Origin of the sequence: Pseudomonas sp. RGM2987, from assembly GCF_022952855.1 — a bacterium.
In the GTDB taxonomy this organism is placed as follows: domain Bacteria; phylum Pseudomonadota; class Gammaproteobacteria; order Pseudomonadales; family Pseudomonadaceae; genus Aquipseudomonas.
Genome location: NZ_JALJDX010000217.1, coordinates 117,727 through 139,919 on the forward strand (window position 1 = coordinate 117,727; position 22,193 = coordinate 139,919).

Below are 22,193 nucleotides of genomic sequence, written 5' to 3' on the forward strand. Positions count from 1 at the left end.
TGATAATTGAATGCTGATTTCAATCTCAAGGACGAAGTCGTGGCGCGGTATAACTTTTTCGAAGGTCGGCACTTTTTAAAACACCCCCCAGACACAGGAAATGTTTTTGGGGGTGCTGTTCTCTATCGACTATGGAGAAGACTGGGGGAGGCAGACGGCAGAATTAACTTAGGCATGTTCCTTGATTCTCGTACTCATTGTCTGTGGGACGTTGTCAGAAATCTCCTAGGACGCGCCGTCCAATCGACACGGCCCAGTGTTTCTGCGGCTTACAGACTGGTGGGGGAAACATGCGGGGCGAGTCCCTATGCATGTATCAAATAATTACGACAAGCAAAGCGTGTCGTATTGTCAATACTCTCTTCAGTACTAGAACAAACCATCTAGACCAACACGTCGCGCAGTCACGTTGGTGCAGGTGCGGCGCCGATAGTTGAATTTCCAGGTATATGGCTATGAGTGCAATTCATGAACAAGCAATGATCCACGTGTATCAACAGGTATTGCAGCGTCTGTTGAGTTTTTATTCCCGAGGGGAACGGACCGCGTTGCAGTTATTGATCCAGCGTTTGATTGTCGCCGCCGGAGGCATCGACCGGATTGGCGATTATCGGGTGTTGACGGTCCAGAACGGCAGCCGGGAGAGTTTCTATGTGCTGACCGCCTTGCGCGCCGCACAGCTGAGCATCGCGGGTCGGCACCCAGTGACCTTCACCTTGCGTGTCGCCACGCCCCGCCTGAGCGAGACCAGCCAGGCGACCCTGGAAAACATCCATCGCTGCTACAGCGCGCTTTTCGTCTATGACGATCCGCGGGTCGAGTTGCTGATGGCTGATAACCGCGAGGTGATGCCGTTCAACCACAAGCAGCCACTGTCGGCGGCGGGGCACCATGCCAATCGCATGGACATGCTGCTGTTGGGGCACCTGCGCTCGGTGAACGGCCCGTTGGAGATTGGTGACGAGGGCTACCTGGCGATGGCCGAATTCTATCGGCACATGGCTCGCTGGGAAGCGGGGGTGGATTCACTCATCACCAACAATACGCCGCGCCAGCAAAAACTATTCATGTCGGGCTTGCGACGTGCAACCCGCAAGATCGGCCTGACGGTCGACAACACCAGCAGTTTCGACAGCCTCATTGCGCACCTCGATACCTTGGGGGGCGATCCCTACCAGCATTTCTACGGACCCGAGCGCCACGGTGCGTGGAAGCCGGAGGTGCAGTTCCAAGCCTGCCGGCGCGTCAGCCACATTGGTATCGACGACCTGACCGTGGACCGCTCGGAGGGAACCAACTGGCCGCTCTTCAGTGAATTCCTGCGGGTGCGGACCGAGCACTTCATTTCTCCAGCGCCCGAGAACGGCAACCTCAGCCCGCTGCTATTGGCTCATCTGCACGGCTTGCAGGCCTGCTACCTGCATGGGCGCAGCTACGAGGCCGGTTATGGGGATTATGTGCAGCGGGCGATCATGATCATGCATCGCAAGCAATTGCCGAAACAAGCGTGCGAGCAGGCCCGGGTGGTGTTCGGTTCGCCGGCGTCGGTGCCTGAGCGCCGCGCCCAGGCGGCTGAAGAAACGCTAAGACTGCTCGGGCTCAACGAAACGCAACTGGTGTGCATGCTGTTCGCACCGTTCGTGGAGCAGGGCGCCGGCCTGGAGAATTTCCTGCGTTGCTGCCATCCCGGCATGCTCGTGGCCACGCCGGACCTGCACAAGGCCATGCAGGGCGGGCCCATCGCTGACCAGGTGACGCAGTGGATGGTCGAGGTCAGTGGCCTGCCTGTCGACGTACTCAACAAGCTGTACCAGGCGAGCGTCGCACTGCCCGAACAACCGGAAACCCAACCGGCGATCGATCTGCGACTGGCGATTGACGGCATCGATGGCGCAGAGGCCGGGCAGGACGCCGATGGTTCATGCGAACGTTCGGCCAGGCATTGAGGTACGTGGTTTGACCGACTCATCCATGCTGTACCCGGCCGGCGTGCTCGATGTAGGGCCCTGGCCGGTAACGGACCGCACGTTCGGCTCGAACCCATGAAAGGAGGGCGGGAGACAGACTTCGCCTACCAGGCGGTCTATCGGTACCTGACCACGCTGATCAACGAGCTGGGAAGCGATGCCCGGGTGCGCCTGCCATCGCTTCGGCAGTTGGCCGAACGGCTGAACGTCTCGATCTCCACTATCCAGTACGCTTATTCGTTGCTGGAGAAAGAAGGGCGCGTCTACTCAATCGCCAAGTCCGGTTATTACGCGCTGCCGATGCCCAGTGTGACGCCTGTGGATGGTGGCGGCGACCTGCTCGAGACGTTGTACGTCAATGCACGGCGACCGGGCATGCGCGTGCTCAGTGCGGATGAGCCGGCGGCGATGCAGCCCTTGGACAGTCCGCTGTTGTTGCTCGAACGCGAGCTGTTGCGCCAGTATCCGCGCACGGCGCAGACGCCGCCGCAACCCTGGGGCGAGCTGGAGCTGCGCACCGCGTTGGCGGCCCGCTACACCTCTTCGCCGGCCCGCTGCTGGAACGCCGAGGACGTCTATATCGGAGCCGATCTGCGGGGTGTCCTGGAAATCCTGATCGCCGCTTTGTCCCTCAGGGGCGCTGTGGTGTTGGTCGAATCGCCCTGCGATTGGGCAGTCTTGCGTTTATTGCAGGACGCCGAGGTCAAGGTCATCGAATTGCCGCTGCTGGCGAGCGGCGAGCTCCCTGTCGAGCACCTGGAACACTTGCTCGTCAGTGAAACGGTGCGTCTGGTAGTGCTGTCCTCGACCCTGAACATGCCGAGGGCGACACTCGCCTGTGAGGCGAACCGCCGCGCCGTTGCGCAGTTGCTGCAGCGACATGACACCTGGGTGCTGGAGAACGACAGCTACACAGATCTTGCATTCGAGGTCGGGACTACACCGCTTCGGGACCTGCTCGACCCGGACCGGCTGATCGTCTATTCCACCTTCGAGAAGACCATCGGGCCGGAGGCGCCTTATGGCTACGTGCTGTCACGGCAGTTGACCTTGAATCTGCAACGCCATTTCCTGCTCCGCGCCTTTCGGTTGTCGCCGATTCGCCAGAAGGCCATTGCTCGTCTGTACAGTAACGGCCGAATTGACCAGCACCTGCTGATCCTGCGTCGGATGCTGCGCGACAGCGCCGTTTCGGCGACGCAACTGCTTCGAGAGCGGCTCGGCGACAGCCTGCAATGGGCCGAGCCCCAGGGCGGTGCGACGATCTGGATCCGCTCCACGCGCCGGGTGGACCTGCGACGGGTTTTCCATCGCCTGCTGGCCCAGCGGATCGTCATAGCGCCGGGAGAACTGTTCAGCCTCCAAGGCCTGTACGGGCAACATATGCGCCTGACCCATGCCTTGGGCGGGGGCCAGGATCTGGACACGGTGCTTGGGGCTTTGGCTGATGCCTTGCGGCTCGAACAATCTTGATGGGGCTGCGATGGATCGAACCCATCGCGCCGGGGTCGAACTGTCAGTAAACTGCATCCCATTCCCCGAGCCACTTCACCCAGAGGTTTTGCATGACAGTCAGTCCATTTGCGGGCAAGCCGGCACCGGCAGAGTTGTTGATCGATATCCCGCGACTGGTGACGGCCTATTACACCGGCCGCCCCGATGCTTCGGTTGCAACCCAGCGTGTGGCGTTCGGCACCTCCGGTCACCGCGGCAGCTCCTTCGACCTGGGGTTCAACGAGTGGCACGTGCTGGCGATCAGTCAGGCGATCTGCCTGTACCGCCAGGCGCAGGGTATCGACGGGCCGTTGTTCGTCGGCATCGACACCCATGCACTGTCGACCCCCGCAGGCGCCAGCGCGCTGGAAGTATTCGCCGCCAACGGCGTGACGGTGATGATCGCCGAGGGCGATGAATACACCCCGACCCCGGCGGTGTCCCACGCGATCCTTTGCTACAACCGTGGCCGCACCTCGGGCCTGGCGGACGGCATCGTGATTACTCCGTCCCATAACCCGCCTCAAAGCGGCGGCTATAAGTACAACCCCACCAACGGTGGGCCGGCCGACACCCACATCACCAAGTGGATCGAAGCCAAGGCCAACGAACTGCTGGCCAATCAGTTGGCCGGCGTCAAGCGCGTCAGCTACGAGCAAGCCCTGAAGGCCGACACCACCCATCGCCACGACTACGTCAACACCTACGTGGCGGACCTGATCAATGTCATCGATTTCGACGCCATCCGCGATGCCGGGTTGCGTCTGGGCGTAGATCCACTGGGTGGTGCAGGGGTGCGCTACTGGCCGGCGATTGCCGAGCATTACCGCCTGGACCTGGACGTGGTGAACACGGCGGTCGACTCGACCTTCCGCTTCATGACAGTCGACTGGGACGGCCAGATCCGCATGGACCCGTCTTCCAGCCACGCCATGCAAGGGCTGATTGGCTTGAAGGAACGCTTCGACGTCGCGTTCGCCTGCGACCCGGACCATGATCGCCATGGCATCGTGACGCCATCCGGTGGCCTGCTGGCGCCGAACAATTACCTGGCGGTGTCCATCGATTACCTGTTCCAGAATCGTCCGCAATGGCGCGCCGATGCGGCAGTGGGCAAGACGGTCGTCAGCAGTGGCCTGATCGATCGTGTGACAAGGCGCCTGGGCCGGCGCCTCTATGAAGTACCGGTCGGTTTCAAATGGTTTGCCGACGGCCTGTTCGACGGCTCCCTGGGCTTCGGCGGGGAAGAAAGTGCCGGTGCCTCGTTCCTGCGCAAGGACGGCGGCGTCTGGAGCACCGACAAGGACGGCCTGATCCCGGCGTTGCTGGCGGCTGAAATGACCGCGCGCACTGGTCGTGACCCTAGCCAGGCCTACCGCGCGCTGACCGACGAACTGGGCGAACCGTTCTCGGTGCGCGTCGATGCCAAGGCGAGTCCGCAGCAGAAAGCGCTGTTGAGCAAGTTGTCACCGGAGCAGGTGTCTTCCACCGAATTGGCCGGCGAGACGATCCAGAGCATCCTCAGTCACGCACCGGGCAACGACCAGGCCATCGGCGGGCTGAAGGTGATGACCGAAAACGGCTGGTTCGCGGCGCGTCCGTCGGGTACCGAGGATATCTACAAGATCTATGCCGAGAGCTTCATTGGCGATGAGCACCTCAAGCAATTGGTGAGTGAGGCACAGACGTTGGTGGACGGGGCTATCAGCGGTCAATAACCCAAGCCTGTGGCGGGACGCTTGTTCGTGGCGAGGGAGCTTCTGTGGCGAGGGAGATCCCGCTCCCGCTGAACTGCGCAGCAGTTCGCTTTTCGGCGGTCGCTTCGCAACCGAGGCGTCGGACCGACCGAGCGGGAGCAAGCTCCCTCGCCACGAAAACCTCGCCACCGGAGCAGGTGTCAGGCCAAGTCGACGAGCACGATTTCACTGTCCTCGATAGCGGTCACCCGCAACACCTGTTCATTTTCTATCGCAACGCCGTCTCGAGCTTGTGCCTGTAAGCCATTGATTTCTATGCGGCCTGTGGCCGGAACAAGATAAGCCCGACGTCTCGCATCCAGTACATATTCTGCACTTTCGCCCGCTTTCAGATTGGCCGCCACCAATCGCGCATCGGCACGGATGCGCAGGCTCTGGTCATCGCCAGCCTTGCCGCTGGCCAGGGTGACGAAGCCTTCGCGCGAATCCTTGGGAAACGGTTTGGCGCCCCACGATGGGGCCAGGCCTGCTTCGTTGGGGATGATCCAGATCTGGAAGATCCGCGTCGCGGTCGATTCCAGGTTGTATTCGCTGTGAGCGATGCCGGTGCCCGCACTCATGACCTGCACGTCACCGGCTTCAGTACGACCCTTGTTGCCCAGGTTGTCCTGATGGGTGATAGCGCCTTCGCGCACGTAGGTGATGATTTCCATGTCCCGGTGCGGGTGTTGAGGGAAACCGCTGCCGGGGGCGATGACGTCGTCGTTCCAGACCCGCAGGTTGCCCCAGTTCATGCGCTGGGGGTCGTAGTATTCGGCGAACGAAAAGTGGTGATGTGCATCCAGCCAGCCATGGTTGGCGGCGCCCAGGGAGGCGAAAGGCCTGAGTTCGAGCATGATCGTGTCCTTCTCCGCTAGTAGGAAAGCGTTGGTTGATGGCGACCATCTTCTTCGAGAAATACATCGATAAAAAGCGTAAAAAACCTGTCAAAACGATCGGCTATTTTGATTGTTATCGGCGAGCCAACTTTCACTTCATCGCCTAACCCCATGACGTGAAAGGTTTTGGCTGGAACACAGCGTTAAATCCAGACACCATAGCGGCCTTGGTTCAGAACCTGGAGTCTCCCGCGTGTCGCAACACACTCCCGATCTTCCCCCCGAACTTCTGCCCCTGGCCCAAATGCCGTGGCTCAAGCGCCTGGCCGCCCGGTTCTTCGGTCATGGCCTGACTCGCTTGCGAGCCCAGCATCGGGCCTCATGGCTGCACGGCCAAGCCGATGGATTTCGTAGTGGCCATACCGCAGGTTTTGAATATGGTTACAAAGAAGGCCACGCCGAGGGGCTGGAAGCGGGGCGCCAGGTCCTGCTGATCCGCGATTCGCGCAGCACCGAGCATCCGGCACCCCAAGTCGATGACCTGTTGTTCGATGACTGGCGCCTGCCGCTTACCGCCGAGCTGAAGAAGCGCATCAAGGCCGACGTTGCGCGGTTGTTGCCGGCCCATGCGCAGCCCAGTGCCGCGCAGTGGAAAATGATTTTCAGCGACACGCCCTCGACCTCGGTGGTCGCCGGGGCGGGCGCGGGTAAGTCCACGACGCTGGTGCTGCGGATTGTCTTGCTGGTCCACTATCTGGGGTTTGAGTTGGACTCGATGACGGTAGTGACGTTTACCCGGGAGTCGCGCAAGGATTTCATCCAGAAACTCATCGAGGTATTCGGCCTGTGGGGCCGGACGATCAGTCTCCGAGAGGCACGCGACCTGGTGCGCACCTTTCATTCGCGCATCCTGCCCATGGTGCGCAGTCTTCCCGGGTTCGAGCGGCTCCAGGCCTTCGAAACCTTGAGCCACCGTGCCGAGGCAAGCGATGCCGAGGGCGACAGCAATCCCTTCGACTTACGGATCAACGATGCCCAGCGCCAGCGGCTTAACGCCTGCTACCACAGCCTGTATCAGCGCGACGAACGTTTCCGTGAGCTGATCAAACCGCTGTCCCGGCATGCGCTTGAGCTAAAAGAGTTGGAGCGCGATCACCCCGATGTGCAGAAGCGCATCGCCGTCACCGAACTGGCCGCCCAGCGTGACAAAGCGTTGTGCGATGCCGTGCAGGATCTCTGGCAGCGTGCCGCAGCCTGGCCGATCAAGGGAATCGAGCCGAAGCGCCAAGCCTTCGAGATCAATGGCTCGACCTTTTACAGTCATGGCTATATTCCGACGCTGGACGCCTGGGTGATGCTGGGCTTTGATCCGCGGGAAGATGCCCGGCTCAGTCGTCCCGGCGCCAAATTGAGTATCCGGGCGGAATGGGCGGTTAAGCGAACCTTGTTTCAAGCTTTCTGTCGTAAGCCAATGATTTGGTTGGAAGGTTATGAATCGGCAAAGCGAGTTTTGGCTTCCCTGGGTGGTGACGCCAGCGCCGGCCCCGGCTTTGATTACAAGGTCAAGGGTGAGCTGGGCTCGGCACCTTTGCTTGACTGTTTTGTGGCAGCGGCCGGCTTTATCGAGAACCTCGGGCTCGATGTGCCAGATGCGGTGGGCCGCATGTCTTTTGCCCAGGATGATCCGGATCGGTATTTCTTCGAGGCCCTGAGCCGCTTCTGGCGGGCCTTTGAAGATCACCTGTTGGATCAGTCGCCGCCGGTCATGACCTACAACCGGATGTTCGCGCTGTTCAGCGAGCACACGCCGGAAAACTTCAAGCTGCTCAGCGATGAGCTGCTGCGACCCCTGTCACATCTGATGATCGACGAGTTCCAGGACGTTTCGCCGCAGATCGTCTCCTGGTTGCGGGCCAGCCTGCGGGAAGTGCGCAGGCGTGGGCCGGCAATGCACGTAGGGCGTGGTGCGCAGCGCTCATCCTTGCTGTGTGTCGGTGATGATTGGCAATCGATATACGGCTGGCGTGGCAGCTCACCAAGCTACTTCATGGCATTCAACAAGCAGTTCCCGGCGCCGACGACGACCCGAGTGATGCTGACCGACAACTACCGCAGCCATCAATACATCATTGATGCGGCCGAGCATGTCGTGCGGGCGGCGGCTGCCATTCCGGGCAAGAAAGCCAAGGCCAGCGGCCAACCGCGCTCGCTGAGCCCGGTCAATGTGCTGGATCGAGACGATGAAGGACTGGCGCGGCGCCTGGATGAGCACTATCGCCAGGGCGATTCAATCTTGATGCTGTATCGAAAAAGTAGCGATAAGTTATTGATTGAAAAGCATATTCAGCCAACAGTTAATGTGGATTCTAGCTTGCCATACGAGGCGCGACGCCTGCGGCAAATGACCTATCACAGCGCCAAGGGACTGCAGGCCGATGCGGTGTTTTTGCTGGGTGACTGCCAGCACCTGACCAGCTCACCGTACAAGAACCAGGTCTATCGGATGGCCGGGCTGGGCCAGGATGGCGATACCGAGCCCTACGACACGGCGCAGAAAGACGAAATCCTGCGTCTGGCTTACGTGGGCATCACCCGGGCCGTGCAGCATTGCTATTGGTATGTCGACAGCCAGGACGGTCATGCCGCCAACGCGCCGAAGGCTTCGGATCGTATTGCGAAGGGCAAGCCGTTCTTTGCTGACTATCGGGGCGTGCGCAACAGTTGAGGGGTTGGCAGAAAAGGTGGGGTTGAATCATTGTGGCGAGGGAGCTTGCTCCCGCTTGGGTGCGAAGCGCCCACAAAAAATGGCCGCTTCGCAGCCCAGCGGGAGCAAGCTCCCTCGCCACAGGTGGAGTAGATTCAGATCAGGAAGCAAACCGTCGCAAGCCGATCGGCGGCACGAAGGATTCCAGCTCGGCCTCCACCGCTTCGATGATGCGCTCCACGTCCGGGGCATTCATCACGGTTGCGCAGGGAATACCGGCGATGGCGATCATGGTTTCGCCGCTGGCACGGTCGAACAGGCGGGCGACCATGCTGCCAGGCGCGTCCATACTGGCTTCGAATCCCATGGGATGGAAATGCCAGCGCATCAACTGGCAGGCGTTAGGGAAGGTAACTTTGCTGAAAGATCCTTTATTCATGTGTTGCCCACCTTCTTCAATCAAGCGCTTCCTTTTGCTTATGTCAGGATGGAAGAGTCTTCATGGCTCTACCAGTGAGAACTAAAAATAGCACCGGAAAATGAAAGTCACGTGGCTTTTTTCAGTCCGTTTTGCGATTGGTTCAGTTTTTTTGATCTGGATCACGACTTAAGTCTTGATGTATGGAATGCCATCACCGTTCGCAGGTGACTTGCTGGTGGTTGTCGGACGGCTCTGGAACGCGGTATCTGAAGGCAGTGACCAAGGCCAGGACCATCAACGCCAAGGCTATGCCAAAGGTCATGTGCAGCCCGTCGGTTAGCGCTTCAGGCGTCGCCTGGCGGGTGTCGTCCATCGCCGAGGCTGCCGCGAATATCGCGCCCAGCACCGATGCCCCGGTAAAGAACCCCAGGTTGCGAGAAAGATTGAGCAGCCCCGCGATGACGCCTCGTCTGTTCGCCGCCACGCCGGCCATCACTGCCGTGTTGGTGGCGGTCTGGAAAAGGGCGTAGCCAAAAGTCGTCACCACGATGGATGTGACGTAGCCGACGATGCCCAGGCCCGGAGTCACCAGCGACAGCATAAGGCAACCAAGGACCAGGGTCGCCAATCCGGCGCGCCGCATGGGCACCACGCCGAAGCGGTCTGCCAGGTACCCGGCCGGCACCCCGGCGAGGGCGGCGACGCAGGGACCTGCCGTCAGCACCAGGCCCACCAGGGTTGCGGGTAATCCAAGGGCAATGGACAGGTAGAAGGGCCCGACCAGCAGCGTTGCCATCATCACTGTCGCGACCAGCGCGCTGGTTGCCAGGCCCGATACCAGTTGCCGGTCGCGGAACAGCGCCAGGTGGATCAGCGGCGCTGCAGCCCGGGTCTGGGACAGGATGAACAGACCACCGCCACAGACGGCCGCCAGCAGCAGGGCGCCGTTCACCCAGCCGAAATCGCCGCGCCCTGTGGTCATCGCCAGGGCATAGGCGGCCAGGGCAAGCGCCAACAGCAGGGTGCCGGTCACATCGAAGCGAGTACGCTCGGCGTTTGCGGTCGGTCTTGAAGGCAAGGCGCGCCACGCCAGCAATAGCGTAAGCAAGCCAAGGGGCACATTGACCAGGAACAGCGCCTGCCAGCCAAAACGGCTGATCAGCAGGCCGCCCATGCTCGGCCCGAGGGCCGTACCGACTGCCGATAGGGTAGCCAGCAGCCCCATCGCGCTGCCGGTCTTTTCCTGGGCAACCGTTTCGCCAACCAGCGCCAGGGTCAGCGTCATCATCACGGCGGCGCCCAGGCCTTGCAGTGCACGGCCCGCAACCAGCCACCCCAGTGAAGGTGCCACGCCGCACAGGGCAGAGGCGAGGGTGAACAGCGCGATTCCCATCAGCAGCAGCTTGCGGCGTCCGATCAGGTCACCCAGCCGGCCGACACTGACGATCAGCGTGGTAATCGCCAGCAGGTATGCCAGCACTACCCATTGCACCTGCTGGAAAGAGGCATCGAGCGCCTGGGCCAGTGTCGGCAGGCCTACTGTGGCGACACTCGCACCAAGGGAGGCCAGCAGGGTCGAGAGCGCGAGGCTGGCCAAGGCCCAGCGGGATGAAAGGCGTCGCTGGGCCGGAAGGCCGGATCCGGATTTGAGCAGTTTCATGATTCACCTTGTGTGCGGCGCTCGAAACAGAGCTGTCGCAACGTTACGCTTGGGCATAGCATGGCGGAAGGCGCAGCAGTTGCACGTTATAGCTGCACCAGACGCCACCCATTGAATGACAGGATCCCGTCATGTCCTCGCCCGATCTGAATTTGCTGGTGACCCTTGATGTGCTGTTGTCCGAAGGCAGCGTAGCTCGCGCCGCCAAGCGCTTGCGCCTGAGCTCCTCGGCCATGAGCCGGGCACTGGCGCGATTGCGGGAAACCACCGGCGACCCATTGCTGGTGCGAGCCGGGCGCGGCCTGGTACCGACCCCTCGTGCGTTGCAGTTGCGTGAGCAGGTCAGTCAACTGGTGCAGGACGCCCAATCCGCGTTGCGCCCGGTGCAAGTGCCGGATCTGAGCCGCCTGTCCCGCACCTTCACGTTGCGCACTCGCGAGGGCTTCGTGGAAAATTTCGCCATCGACCTGATTGCCCACATCTCCGCGCAAGCGCCCGGCGTACGCCTGCGTTTCGTCGAGAAAGCCAGCAAGGACAGCACGGCGTTGCGCGAGGGCACTGCGGATCTGGAAACGGCCGTGGTAGACCAAGACACCAGCCCGGAACTGCGCACCCAGGCGCTGTTCGGCGACCGCTTGATCGGCGTGGTGCGCTCCGGTCACTCGCTGAGCCAGGCTACCGTCAGCGCCCCTGACTATGCGGCTGGCGGGCACATTGGTGTTTCCATGCGCGGCCTCGACCAAGGGCCGGTCGATCAGGCACTGACGCGGTTGAACCTGTCGCGGGAAATCATCACCACCGTCCCGGGTTTCTCCTCGGCGTTGGGACTCGCCCGCGCAAGCGACCTGATCGCCACGGTGCCTGAACGCTACACCACCCGCTTGCGGGCCGGCATGCACAGCTTCACGCTGCCGTTTGCGATTCCGGCGTTCACGATTGCCATGCTCTGGCATCCACGCATGGATGCCGATCCGGTGCATCGCTGGCTTCGTGGCTGTCTGCGGGAAGTGTGCAGCCGTAAAACTACAGACAACTAGTAGGTATTAATTAATAGCACTTCGCTGGCACTTGGCAGAGGCGCTTTGCGCATACAGCAAGTTACCGATATTTAATATTTAAATAACAAATTGTCGGACAATCACAAGTTTCGGCTTCTCGCTCCCCGTATTAATGGGACCAAGCTGGTCTGCATTGCGATTTAAACGGTTAGTCCAGAACGTCTGGCGGAAAAAATTGCTAGACGTTTGATTTCCAATTGTGTCAGCTTTCTTACGTCCTCATTGGGCGAGTGATTGGACGATCTCGCCAGAGATCGCCTATCCAATAAAAACTGTTCCATTTGCAAACAAGGAAGTGTGTTTATGTCGAAAGTCAAAAACAGCGCTATTGATTCCGCAGAGCAACTGCCATGGGCCCCGCAAGCATTGGCTGCCCCCAGTACTGCATTCAACCAGATCAATAGTTTCAGCCACCAATACGACCGGGGCGGCAACCTGACCGTCAACGGCAAGCCTTCGTACTCCGTCGACCAGGCGGCCACGCAGTTGCTGCGTGACGGCGCGGCCTATCAGGACCACGATGGCAGCGGCAAGATCGAGTTGACCTATACCTTCCTGACCTCGGCTTCGTCCAGCACCCTGAACAAGCATGGGATCAGCGGCTTCAGCCAGTTCAGCGCCCAGCAAAAAGCCCAGGCAGCACTTGCCATGCAATCCTGGGCCGACGTGGCGAATGTCACCTTCACCGAGAAAGCCAGCGGTGGCGACGGGCACATGACCTTCGGCAACTACAGCGGCGGCCAGGACGGTGCGGCGGCGTTTGCCTACCTGCCGGGGACCGGTGCCGGCTACGATGGAACGTCGTGGTACCTGATCAACAGCAGCTACACCCAGAACAAGAATCCGGACCTGAACAACTACGGGCGCCAGACCTTGACCCACGAGATCGGTCACACCCTGGGCCTGGCCCACCCCGGTGACTACAACGCCGGCGAAGGCGCGCCGACCTACGATGACGCCACCTATGGCCAGGACACCCGTGGCTACAGCGTCATGAGCTACTGGAGTGAGAGCAATACCAGCCAGAACTTCAGCAAGGGCGGGGTGGAAGCCTATTCCTCGGGCCCGCTGATGGACGACATTGCCGCGATCCAGAAGCTTTACGGGGCCAACACCAGCACGCGCACCGGTGACACCACCTACGGTTTCAACTCCAATGCCGGCCGCGATTTCCTCAGCGCATCCTCGTCCTCGGACAAGGTGGTGTTCTCGGTGTGGGACGCGGGCGGCCGCGACACCCTGGATTTCTCCGGCTTCACCCAGAACCAGAAAATCAACCTCAATGACGCGTCGTTTTCCGACGTTGGCGGCCTGGTGGGCAACGTGTCCATCGCCAAGGGCGCGGTCGTCGAAAACGCCATCGGTGGTTCGGGCAGCGACCTGTTGATCGGCAACGCGGTGGCCAACGAGCTCAAGGGTGGCGCCGGCAACGATATCCTGTGGGGCGCCGGCGGTGCGGACAAACTGTGGGGCGGCGCAGGCTCGGACACCTTCGTGTTTGCCGCCAGTTCCGACTCGCGGCCGGGGACGGTGGACCAGCTCCTCGATTTTGTCAGCGGCCTGGACAAGATCGACCTGACCGGCATCACCAAAGGCGCGGGCCTGCACTTCGTGAATGCTTTCACGGGTGCGGCGGGCGATGCAGTGCTGTCGACGTCCGGCGGCAACAGCCTGTTGTCGGTGGACTTCTCCGGGCATGGCGTGGCTGACTTCCTGGTCAGCACCGTCGGCCAGGCAGCAGTTTCGGACATCGTGGCCTGATGCCCCTGTGGCGAGGGAGCTTGCTCCCGCTGAGGTGCGGAGCGCCTCCAAGAGATGGCGGCCGCTGCGCGCCCGAGCGGGAGCAAGCTCCCTCGCCACAACTCATTTCAAATGCTGAACTGTGTGATGACGCAAGGAAAATGAGAAAAGATTTCATACGTCGCAGCACCCAAGCCTTTGCGGTGCTGCTCGCCACGCTGATGATGTTGTCCGGAGAAGCTGTCATGGCCCGCAGTCTGTTGTTAATGGAACCCTCGCAGTTGGCAGGTCAATGGCAGGCCGTGTTGTCGGGTCCAGATGAAGACGCACAAACCCAGGCGATGCAGGACAAACCCTCCAACGTTTGCCTGATTGAGCTCAAGGCCGACCAGACCCTGGCTGGGCAAACCGATTGCCTGGGCCACTGGTTGGGACAGGAGCCGGTTCAATGGTTCACCGAACCCGACGGACTTTCCTTGATTGGTCGGCAGAACTTGAGAGTTCACTTGGGATTGCGGCGTGAACATCAATATCAAGTCCTATTAAAGTCCGGATTGACACTACGGCTGGAGCGCAACAAACCGCCGAGCAAAGATTAACGATTTACTGTGTTGAGCAATGTTCCAGGTACGCGCGTTAGATAAGGCGCGCGCGTCGATGTGGCCAACATTGATGATTAAAGATAAACCGCTTGAATAACACGCCCAGTTCCCTGGCGAAACCAACAGCAAGGAAGACCATGAATAAGGCAAGGAGTGCCGCCGCAATGCCGTTGTTTAAAGCGCTGGGCGATTACAAGAGCATCTTGATCAGCGTCGGTTGTTTTACCGCCTTGATCAATGTGCTGATGCTCGCGCCGTCGATTTACATGCTCCAGGTGTATGACCGGGGCTTGTCATCCCAGAATGAAACGACCTTGTGGATGTTGTCGCTGATGGTCGTTGGGTTCTTTGTCTTCATCGGGCTGCTGGAAATGCTGCGCAGCTTCGTCGTCATCCGCATCGGCAGCCAGTTGGAGCGACGTTTCAACCTTCAGGTGTACCAGGCGGCGTTCGAGCGCAACCTGCAGCAGGGTGAGGGCAATGCCGGGCAGTCCTTGGGCGATCTTACTCAGATCCGCCAGTTCGTCACCGGGCCGGCGCTGTTCGCATTCTTCGACGCACCGTGGTTCCCGATCTATCTGCTGGTGATCTACCTGTTCAACGTCTGGCTCGGCGTGTTTGCCTCCGTCGGCACGCTGCTGCTGATCGGCCTGGCCTGCCTGAACGAAGCCATGACCAGGAAACCGTTGGGCCAGGCCAGCGTGTTCTCCCAACGTTCCAGCCAACTGGCCACCAGCCATCTGCACAACGCCGAGACCATCCAGGCCATGGGCATGCTCAATGCGCTGCGGGGGCGCTGGTTTGCCGTGCATTCGCGCTTCCTGGGCTTGCAGAACCAGGCCAGTGATACCGGTGCGGTGATCAGTTCACTGAGCAAGACCCTGCGCCTTTGCCTGCAATCGTTGGTCCTGGGGTTGGGGGCGCTGCTGGTGATCAAGGGCCAGATGACTGCCGGGATGATGATCGCCGGGTCGATCCTGATGGGCCGGGTGTTAAGCCCCATCGACCAACTGATTGCGGTGTGGAAGCAGTGGAGTGGTGCCAAGCTGGCCTACCGGCGCCTGGATGCGCTGTTGCAGGCGTTTGCGCCGCAGGACGAGGGGATGGCGTTGCCGGCGCCCAAGGGCCAGGTGAGCTTCGAGCAGATCAGCGCCGGCCCGCCCGGGCAACGCCAGGCGACGCTGCAACAGATCAGCTTCGCACTGGCCGCCGGCGAAGTGCTCGGGGTGCTGGGAGCGTCGGGCTCCGGCAAATCGACACTGGCTCGGGTGCTTGTGGGAGTCTGGCCGACCCTCGGTGGCACGGTGCGCCTTGATGGGGCGGACATCCACCGCTGGAATCGCGACCAGCTTGGCCCGTACATCGGCTATCTGCCCCAGGACATCGAGCTGTTCAGCGGCAGCATTGCCGACAACATCGCCCGGTTTCGCGAGGCCGATCCGGAGAAAGTGGTGGCGGCTGCGCAACAGGCGGGGGTCCATGAACTGATCCTGCGCATGCCCCAGGGCTACGACACGCTGTTGGGCGAGGATGGCAGCGGCTTGTCCGGCGGGCAGAAGCAACGCGTCGCCCTGGCCCGGGCGCTGTACGACCGACCCAGCCTGGTGGTGCTCGACGAACCCAACTCGAACCTCGACACGGTCGGCGAGGCCGCGCTGTCCAGCGCCATCGCGCAAATGAAAGCCCAGGGCACCAGCGTCGTGCTGGTCACCCATCGTTCCTCGGCCCTGGCCCAGGCCGATAAGTTGCTGGTGCTCAACGAAGGCCGGCTCCAGACCTTCGGGCCAAGCCAGGAGGTGCTGCGAGCGCTGTCGGGGCAGTCGGAATCACAGCGAGGTGCGCAGCCCGCGAGCCCTCAGCCAACCCCCAACGGCCTGAGCATGAGTCGCCAATACCAGGCTGCCGGCAAACCCGGCAGCGCATGAGCAAGGATTGCTGCATGAACGTCGAACACACTCAAGCGTTTGAGCGCCCCGAGCGCGACGCCCGTTTCTTCACTCGCCTGGGCTGGCTGCTGGCGCTCATCGGCGCCGGCAGTTTCTTCACCTGGGCCAGTCTCGCGCCATTGGACCAAGGCATCCCCGTGCAAGGCACCGTCGTAGTCTCCGGCAAGCGCAAAGCGGTGCAATCGATGAGCGGCGGCGTGGTCAGCCGGATCCTGGTGCGCGAAGGCGAGGCGGTTATCCAGGGCCAACCGCTGTTCCGCCTGGACCAGACCCAGGCCGCCGCCGATGTCCAAGCGTTGCAGGCCCAGTACCGGATGGCCTGGGCCAGCCTGGCCCGTTGGCAAAGCGAGCGTGACAGCCTCACGCAAGTGAGTTTCCCGGCCGAACTGAGCCACGATCCCGACCCGCGCCTGGCCTTGGTGCTCGAAGGCCAAAGGCAACTGTTCAGCAGCCGCCGGGAAGCCTTCGCCCGGGAGCAGGCTGCGTTGCGCGCTGCCATCGAAGGCGCCACCGCGCAACTGGCGGGCATGCGCCGGGCCCGCGGCGACCTGACGGCCCAGGCCGAATCCCTGCGCCTGCAACTGGGCAATCTGCAACCCTTGGCGGACAACGGCTACATCCCGCGCAACCGCTTGCTCGACTACCAGCGTCAGTTGTCGCAAGTGCAGCAGGAGCTGGCGCAGAACAGCGGCGAGAGCGGCCGGGTCGAGCAAGGGATTGTCGAATCTCGCCTGAAGCTGCAGCAGCACCAGGAGGAATACCAGAAGGAAGTGCGCAGCCAGCTGGCCGAGGCCCAGCTCAAGAGCGAAACCCTGCAACAACAGTTGAAATCCGCGGGGTTCGAGTTGCAACACAGCGAAATCCTCGCCACCGCCGATGGCATCGCCGTCAACCTCGGCGTCCATACCGAAGGCGCGGTGGTGCGCCAGGGCGATACCTTGCTGGAAATCGTGCCCCAAGGCACCCGGTTGGAAGTCGAAGGGCACCTGCCGGTCAACCTGATCGACAAGGTCGGCACCCATTTGCCGGTAGATATCCTGTTCACCGCCTTCAACCAGAACCGCACGCCCCGGGTCTCGGGGGAGGTCAGCCTGATCTCCGCCGACCAGATGATCGATGAAAAGACCGGGGCGCCCTATTACGTGCTGCGCAGCAGCGTCAGTGATACTGCTCTGGAAAAGCTCAACGGCCTGGTGATCAAGCCGGGGATGCCGGCCGAGATGTTCGTGCGTACTGGCGAGCGCTCGCTACTCAACTACCTGTTCAAACCGCTGCTCGACCGAGCAGGCGTTGCGTTGACCGAAGAATAAGAAGGATGTCCGGCGCCATGAAGCGTTTCCACTGGCTGGCCGTGCTGGCCGCTTTTAGCTGTCCCAATGCCTGGGCCATGGGCCCGTTTGAGTTCTACGAGCAGGCGTTGCGCAATGACCCGGTCTACCTGGGGGCGATCAAGGAGCGCGACGCAGGTCTGGAGAATCGCGCCATCGGCCGCGCCGGGCTGCTGCCGCACCTGGGCTACAGCTACAACAAGGGCCGCAACCAGTCCAAGGTCACCTACCTCAACGACCGCGGCGCCAGCCAGCATGACGACCGTAACTACAGCAGCTTTGGCTCCAGCCTGACCCTGCAACAACCATTGCTCGACTACGAGGCCTACGCGGCTTATCGCAAAGGCGTGGCCCAGGCGCTGTTCGCCGACGAAAATTTCCGTGGCAAAAGCCAGGAACTGTTGGTGCGAGTGCTGAGCAGTTACACCCAGGCGTTGTTCGCCCAGGACCAGATCGACATCGCCCAGGCCAGGAAGAAAGCCTTCGAGCAACAGTTTCGGCAGAACGAGCAGTTGTTCCGCCAGGGGGAGGGGACGCGCACCGACATCCTGGAAGCCGAATCCCGCTATGAACTGGCAACGGCCGAAGAAATCGAGGCACGCAATGAGCAGGATGCCGCCTTGCGTGAGCTGGGTTCACTGATTGGCGCGCCGGCCCTGGATATCGGCGACCTGGCGCCACTGAACGACAGCTTCCAGACCTTTGCCTTGCAGCCGGCCAGTTTTGACACCTGGCACGAACTGGCGGTGAGCAACAACCCGAACCTGGCCTCCCAGCGTCAGGCGGTGGATGTGGCGCGCTATGAGGTGGAGCGCAATCGCGCCGGCCACCTGCCGAAGATCAATGCCTACGCGACGATGCGCCAGAACGAGTCAGAGAGCGGCAACACTTATAACCAGCGCTATGACACCAACACCATCGGCCTGGAAGTCAGCGTGCCGCTGTACGCCGGCGGCGGGGTTTCGGCCTCGACCCGCCAGGCCAGCCGCCACATGGAGCAGGCCGAGTACGAGCTGGATGCCAAAACCCGCGAAACCCTGATCGAACTGCGCCGCCAGTTCAGCGCCTGTGTGTCCGGGGTAAACAAACTGCGGGCCTATCAGAAAGCCCTGGCTTCTGCCGAGGCGCTGGTGGTGTCGACCCGGCAAAGCATCCTCGGCGGCGAGCGGGTCAACCTCGACGCGCTCAACGCCGAACAACAGCTCTACACCACCCGCCGCGACCTGGCCCAGGCCCGCTACGACTACCTGATGGCCTGGACCAAATTGCACTACTACGCCGGCACGCTGGGGGCGCAGGACTTGGCGAAGGTGGATGAAGCGTTTGTAACCCACTGACTCATTGGCTGACCAAGTCTTTGTGGCGAGGGGATTTATCCCCGTTGGGTCGCGTAGCGGCCCCAGGGTCTAGCGTCTGCTTTGCAGACGAACGGGGATAAATCCCCTCGCCACAGGACCATGCCAGTCAGTACCCCAAGTGCAGGCCACAGGATCTTTGCAACAACTAAGGATGGTTAGTGATGAAAACCGATAACAACAAACATCCCGGCAAAACCGGACGCGTGTTTCTGCTCAAGACCCTCAACCACGCCATGCTCTGCGCACTGGCAACCCTGGGCACGGCCCAGGCGGCGCCTTATGTCGAAGGCGGTACCCGGGGTAACCCGGACAGCTGGCGTAGCAGCGAATTCAATGCCGAGTGGGGCCTGGGTGCGATCAACGCCCAGCAGGCCTACGCGGCGGGCTACACCGGCAAGGGCGTGAAGCTGGGGATCTTCGACCAGCCGGTGTATGCGGCTCACCCGGAGTTCTCCGGCAACGACAAAGTCGTGACCCTGGTCACCAGCGGCATCCGCGAATACACCGACCCCTACATTCCGGTAAAGGCCGGCGACCCGTTCCGCTATGACGGCTCGCCCACGGTCGGCTCCGATGGCAAGCTCGGTTCCCACGGCACCCACGTCGGCGGGATCGCGGCCGGTAGTCGTGACGGCGGACCGATGCACGGCGTGGCGTTCGACGCGCAGATCATCAGCGCCGACAACGGTGACCCAGGCCCCGAGGACGGCATCATCCTTGGCAACGACGGCGCGGTGTACAAGGCCGGTTGGGATGCCTTGATTGCCAGCGGCGCACGGATCATCAACAACAGCTGGGGCATCGGCATCACTGACCGCTTCGACCAGGGCGGCCGAGACCCGGCGTTTCCGCACTTCACCGTGCAGGACGCACAACTGCAATTCGACCAGATCAAACCGTTGCTGGGCACCAAGCCTGGCGGTGCCTATGAAGGCGCCATCGCCGCCGCCCGCAGTGGCATCGTGACAATCTTTGCCGCCGGTAACGATTACAACCTGAACAACCCCGACGCCATCGCCGGCCTGGCGTATTTCGTGCCGGAGATCGCGCCGAACTGGCTTACCGTCGCCGCCCTGCAAGTCAACCCGGACACCACCAGCCCGAATCCCTACACCATCAGCACCTTCTCCTCGCGCTGCGGCTACACGGCAAGCTTCTGCGTGTCGGCACCGGGTACCCGGGTCTACAGCGCGGTCATCGGTGGCACCAGCGCCGACGACCTGACCGTGGGCTACGGCAACAAGAGCGGCACCTCCATGGCCGCGCCCCATGTGGCCGGCAGTGCGGCGGTGCTGATGGAGCGCTTCCCCTACATGACCGGCGCGCAGATCGCCAGCGTGTTGCGCACCACGGCCACCGACATGGGCGCGCCGGGGGTCGATTCGCTTTATGGCTGGGGCATGATCAACCTGGGCAAGGCCATCGATGGCCCGTCGATGCTGGTCACCGAACAGGACATTCCTGCAGCGTTTCGCATCGACGGCGCCTACGGCTCCGGGCAGTTCGTGGCGGACTTGCCGGGCATCGGCGCAATCATCGACGCCGGTAAGCCCACCGAACGGGTATGCAGCGGCATCCAGTGCGGCCTGGACGTCTGGGGCAATGACATTTCCGGTCATGGCGGGCTGACCAAGGAAGGGATCGGTACGCTGGTGCTGACCGGTGAAAACACCTACAGCGGTCCGACCCTGGTCAATCAGGGTCGATTGGCGATCAACGGCTCGCTGACGTCGGCTGTCACGGTCAATGACGGCGGCAGCCTCGGCGGCAACGGACGCATCGCCAGTCTGACCGCCAACCGCGGCAGCAGTGTGGCGCCGGGCAATTCCATCGGTACGCTGCAAGTGGCCGGTGACGTGATATTCCAGCCCGGTTCGACCTACGCGGTGGAAGTCTCGCCGATCTCCAGCGACCTGATCGTCGCGGGCGGCAAGGCGTCCATCGACGGCGCGACAGTGGCGCTGTCCCTGGAAAACAGCGCAACGCTGCTCACCGCCAGCGAGGTGAAAAGCCTGGTCGGCACGCAGTTCAATATCCTTCAGGCCGCCGGCGGTATCGAAGGGCGCTTCGGCGAGGTCTTGCCCAACTACGCGTTTCTCGGCGGCGACCTGGCCTACACCGGTAACGGTATTCAGCTGGCGGTGCAGCGCAATGACACATCGTTTGCCAGTCTTGGCCTGACGCCCAATCAACGTGCCGTGGCGAGCGCCGCCGAACAACTCGGGGCGGGCAACGGGCTCTACGAAGCCTTGTTGTTGTCACCCAGCGCCGCGGCGGCGCAACAGGCGTTCCAGCAACTGTCCGGCGAGATCCATCCGGCCGTCGGTACGTTGTTGATCAACGACAGTCGCCACCTGCGCGAAGCCGTGACCGACCGCCTGCGCCAGGACGCGCTGTATGACGCCAACACGCCGACCGATGCAAACAGCAACGCCTGGGTCAAGGTGCTCGGAGCGTGGGGCAAAAGCGATGGCGGTCATGACAACGCCAGCTCCACCCGCTCCATCGGTGGCTTGCTGGCCGGTGTCGATGGCTTGATCGGCGAGCAGACCCGCCTGGGTTTCGTCACCGGCTACAGCGACAGTTCACTGAGCATGGGCGATGGCACGCATTCCTCGGCCAAGGTCGACAGCTATCATCTGGGCGCCTACCTGGGGCATGAAATCGACGACCTGCGCCTGAGCGTCGGTGGCGCCTACAGCTGGCATCGCATTGACGTGCAGCGTGACGTGCAGTGGGGCGACACCGCTGGCCGGGAGAAAACCAAGCGCGATGCCCGAAGTGCCCAACTGTTCACCGAAGCGGCCTATCGCCTCGACCTGCAACCGCTGGCATTGGAACCGTTTGCCAACCTGGCCTATGTGCATCTGGACAGCGACAGCTTCCGCGAGAAAGGTGACAACGCCGCCCTGCGCGGAGGCGATGATCGTCGCGATGCCGTGCTCTCGACCCTGGGCCTGCGGGTCGGCCGAACCCTGGCGCTGTCGCAGGAGCAGCAACTGCAACTGTCCGGCTCCCTCGGCTGGCAGCACAACCTGAGCAACACCCGCTCCGAGCAGGACCTGGCCTTCGCCGGCAGTCCGAACACTTTCGCGGTGCAAAGCGTGTCGATGGACCGCAACGCCGCAGTGGTCGGCGCCCGTGCCGGGCTGGCGGTGGCCAAGGACGTGCGCGTCAACCTGGACTACAACGGTTTGCTGGGCTCGCGGGATAAAACCCATGGCGTGGGGCTGACGCTGGATTGGCAGTTCTGACCGCGTGGCCTAAACGCATCCCCTTGTGGCGAGGGAGCTTGCTCCCGCTCGAGTGCGCAGCGCTCGCAAGCTTTTTTGGGCTGCTG

Annotated in this window: 14 protein-coding genes; 11 read left to right on the plus strand and 3 right to left on the minus strand. The window is 61.9% G+C overall.

The window, feature by feature from the left end:
• Positions 1 to 455: 455 nt before the first annotated feature.
• The 3 genes from RGM2987_RS23000 (at position 456) to pgm (ending at position 5,179) form a co-directional block, all read left to right on the plus strand.
• On the plus strand, positions 456 to 1,946 hold the full coding sequence (locus RGM2987_RS23000; protein WP_245145107.1) for a hypothetical protein: 1,491 nt from the start codon (positions 456 to 458) through the stop codon (positions 1,944 to 1,946).
• A 96-nt stretch (positions 1,947 to 2,042) separates the two neighbouring features.
• Positions 2,043 to 3,440 carry a PLP-dependent aminotransferase family protein gene (locus tag RGM2987_RS23005; protein WP_245145108.1) on the plus strand — a complete coding sequence of 466 codons (1,398 nt, stop codon included), beginning with the start codon at positions 2,043 to 2,045 and terminating at the stop codon, positions 3,438 to 3,440.
• Between the two features lie 92 nt (positions 3,441 to 3,532).
• The gene (pgm, locus tag RGM2987_RS23010) at positions 3,533 to 5,179 is read left to right on the plus strand and encodes a phosphoglucomutase (alpha-D-glucose-1,6-bisphosphate-dependent) (protein ID WP_245145109.1); all 1,647 of its coding nucleotides are present in this window, start codon (positions 3,533 to 3,535) and stop codon (positions 5,177 to 5,179) included.
• A 179-nt stretch (positions 5,180 to 5,358) separates the two neighbouring features.
• Here the strand turns inward: pgm and RGM2987_RS23015 are convergent, their stop codons facing one another.
• Entirely contained in the window at positions 5,359 to 6,054 is a 696-nt protein-coding gene (locus tag RGM2987_RS23015) for a pirin family protein (RefSeq protein ID WP_245145110.1), read from the minus strand.
• 235 nt (positions 6,055 to 6,289) lie between these two features.
• On the opposite strand from RGM2987_RS23015, the gene RGM2987_RS23020 reads away from it, so the two are divergent.
• A complete protein-coding gene (locus RGM2987_RS23020) occupies positions 6,290 to 8,761 on the plus strand; it encodes a UvrD-helicase domain-containing protein (protein ID WP_245145111.1) in 2,472 nt (823 codons plus the stop codon).
• Positions 8,762 to 8,900: 139 nt separating this feature from the next.
• Here RGM2987_RS23020 and RGM2987_RS23025 read toward each other — a convergent pair whose 3' ends face one another.
• Together RGM2987_RS23025 and RGM2987_RS23030 are read right to left on the minus strand one after the other, a co-directional pair.
• The gene (locus RGM2987_RS23025) at positions 8,901 to 9,179 is read right to left on the minus strand and encodes a DUF1652 domain-containing protein (RefSeq protein ID WP_245145112.1); all 279 of its coding nucleotides are present in this window, start codon (positions 9,177 to 9,179) and stop codon (positions 8,901 to 8,903) included.
• Between the two features lie 193 nt (positions 9,180 to 9,372).
• Positions 9,373 to 10,821, minus strand: a complete 1,449-nt coding sequence (locus tag RGM2987_RS23030) for an MFS transporter (RefSeq protein ID WP_245145113.1) — start codon at positions 10,819 to 10,821, stop codon at positions 9,373 to 9,375.
• 131 nt (positions 10,822 to 10,952) lie between these two features.
• Here RGM2987_RS23030 and RGM2987_RS23035 point away from each other — a divergent pair, with 131 nt between their 5' ends.
• The 7 genes from RGM2987_RS23035 to RGM2987_RS23065 all read left to right on the plus strand — a co-directional run bounded on the left by RGM2987_RS23035 (position 10,953) and on the right by RGM2987_RS23065 (position 22,107).
• On the plus strand, positions 10,953 to 11,858 hold the full coding sequence (locus RGM2987_RS23035) for a LysR family transcriptional regulator (RefSeq protein ID WP_245145114.1): 906 nt from the start codon (positions 10,953 to 10,955) through the stop codon (positions 11,856 to 11,858).
• Positions 11,859 to 12,182: 324 nt separating this feature from the next.
• Complete coding sequence (locus tag RGM2987_RS23040) at positions 12,183 to 13,640, plus strand: serralysin family metalloprotease (RefSeq protein WP_245145115.1); 1,458 nt, start codon at positions 12,183 to 12,185, stop codon at positions 13,638 to 13,640.
• A gap of 140 nt (positions 13,641 to 13,780) precedes the next feature.
• Positions 13,781 to 14,218, plus strand: a complete 438-nt coding sequence (locus tag RGM2987_RS23045) for an AprI/Inh family metalloprotease inhibitor (protein WP_245145116.1) — start codon at positions 13,781 to 13,783, stop codon at positions 14,216 to 14,218.
• A gap of 140 nt (positions 14,219 to 14,358) precedes the next feature.
• Positions 14,359 to 16,146 (plus strand): type I secretion system permease/ATPase, encoded by a 1,788-nt coding sequence (locus RGM2987_RS23050; RefSeq protein WP_245145117.1) that lies wholly within the window; start codon positions 14,359 to 14,361, stop codon positions 16,144 to 16,146.
• Positions 16,143 to 17,477 (plus strand): HlyD family type I secretion periplasmic adaptor subunit, encoded by a 1,335-nt coding sequence (locus RGM2987_RS23055; RefSeq protein WP_245145118.1) that lies wholly within the window; start codon positions 16,143 to 16,145, stop codon positions 17,475 to 17,477. Before RGM2987_RS23050 ends, RGM2987_RS23055 begins: the two co-directional genes overlap by 4 nt.
• 17 nt (positions 17,478 to 17,494) lie before the next feature.
• Positions 17,495 to 18,832: a TolC family outer membrane protein gene (locus RGM2987_RS23060; protein WP_245145119.1), complete on the plus strand. Its 1,338-nt coding sequence runs from the start codon at positions 17,495 to 17,497 to the stop codon at positions 18,830 to 18,832.
• 254 nt (positions 18,833 to 19,086) lie between these two features.
• Positions 19,087 to 22,107: an autotransporter serine protease gene (locus RGM2987_RS23065; RefSeq protein ID WP_245145126.1), complete on the plus strand. Its 3,021-nt coding sequence runs from the start codon at positions 19,087 to 19,089 to the stop codon at positions 22,105 to 22,107.
• Positions 22,108 to 22,193 lie beyond the last annotated feature (86 nt).

Excerpts from the sequence above, each read along its gene's own strand:
- RGM2987_RS23000 (WP_245145107.1), top strand. The coding sequence starts at position 456 with ATGAGTGCAATTCATGAACAAGCAATGATCCACGTGTATCAACAGGTA.
- RGM2987_RS23005 (WP_245145108.1), top strand. The coding sequence starts at position 2,043 with ATGAAAGGAGGGCGGGAGACAGACTTCGCCTACCAGGCGGTCTATCGG.
- pgm (WP_245145109.1), top strand. The coding sequence starts at position 3,533 with ATGACAGTCAGTCCATTTGCGGGCAAGCCGGCACCGGCAGAGTTGTTG.
- RGM2987_RS23015 (WP_245145110.1), bottom strand. The coding sequence starts at position 6,054 with ATGCTCGAACTCAGGCCTTTCGCCTCCCTGGGCGCCGCCAACCATGGC.
- RGM2987_RS23025 (WP_245145112.1), bottom strand. The coding sequence starts at position 9,179 with ATGAATAAAGGATCTTTCAGCAAAGTTACCTTCCCTAACGCCTGCCAG.
- RGM2987_RS23030 (WP_245145113.1), bottom strand. The coding sequence starts at position 10,821 with ATGAAACTGCTCAAATCCGGATCCGGCCTTCCGGCCCAGCGACGCCTT.
- RGM2987_RS23035 (WP_245145114.1), top strand. The coding sequence starts at position 10,953 with ATGTCCTCGCCCGATCTGAATTTGCTGGTGACCCTTGATGTGCTGTTG.
- RGM2987_RS23040 (WP_245145115.1), top strand. The coding sequence starts at position 12,183 with ATGTCGAAAGTCAAAAACAGCGCTATTGATTCCGCAGAGCAACTGCCA.
- RGM2987_RS23045 (WP_245145116.1), top strand. The coding sequence starts at position 13,781 with ATGAGAAAAGATTTCATACGTCGCAGCACCCAAGCCTTTGCGGTGCTG.
- RGM2987_RS23050 (WP_245145117.1), top strand. The coding sequence starts at position 14,359 with ATGAATAAGGCAAGGAGTGCCGCCGCAATGCCGTTGTTTAAAGCGCTG.
- RGM2987_RS23055 (WP_245145118.1), top strand. The coding sequence starts at position 16,143 with ATGAGCAAGGATTGCTGCATGAACGTCGAACACACTCAAGCGTTTGAG.
- RGM2987_RS23060 (WP_245145119.1), top strand. The coding sequence starts at position 17,495 with ATGAAGCGTTTCCACTGGCTGGCCGTGCTGGCCGCTTTTAGCTGTCCC.
- RGM2987_RS23065 (WP_245145126.1), top strand. The coding sequence starts at position 19,087 with ATGCTCTGCGCACTGGCAACCCTGGGCACGGCCCAGGCGGCGCCTTAT.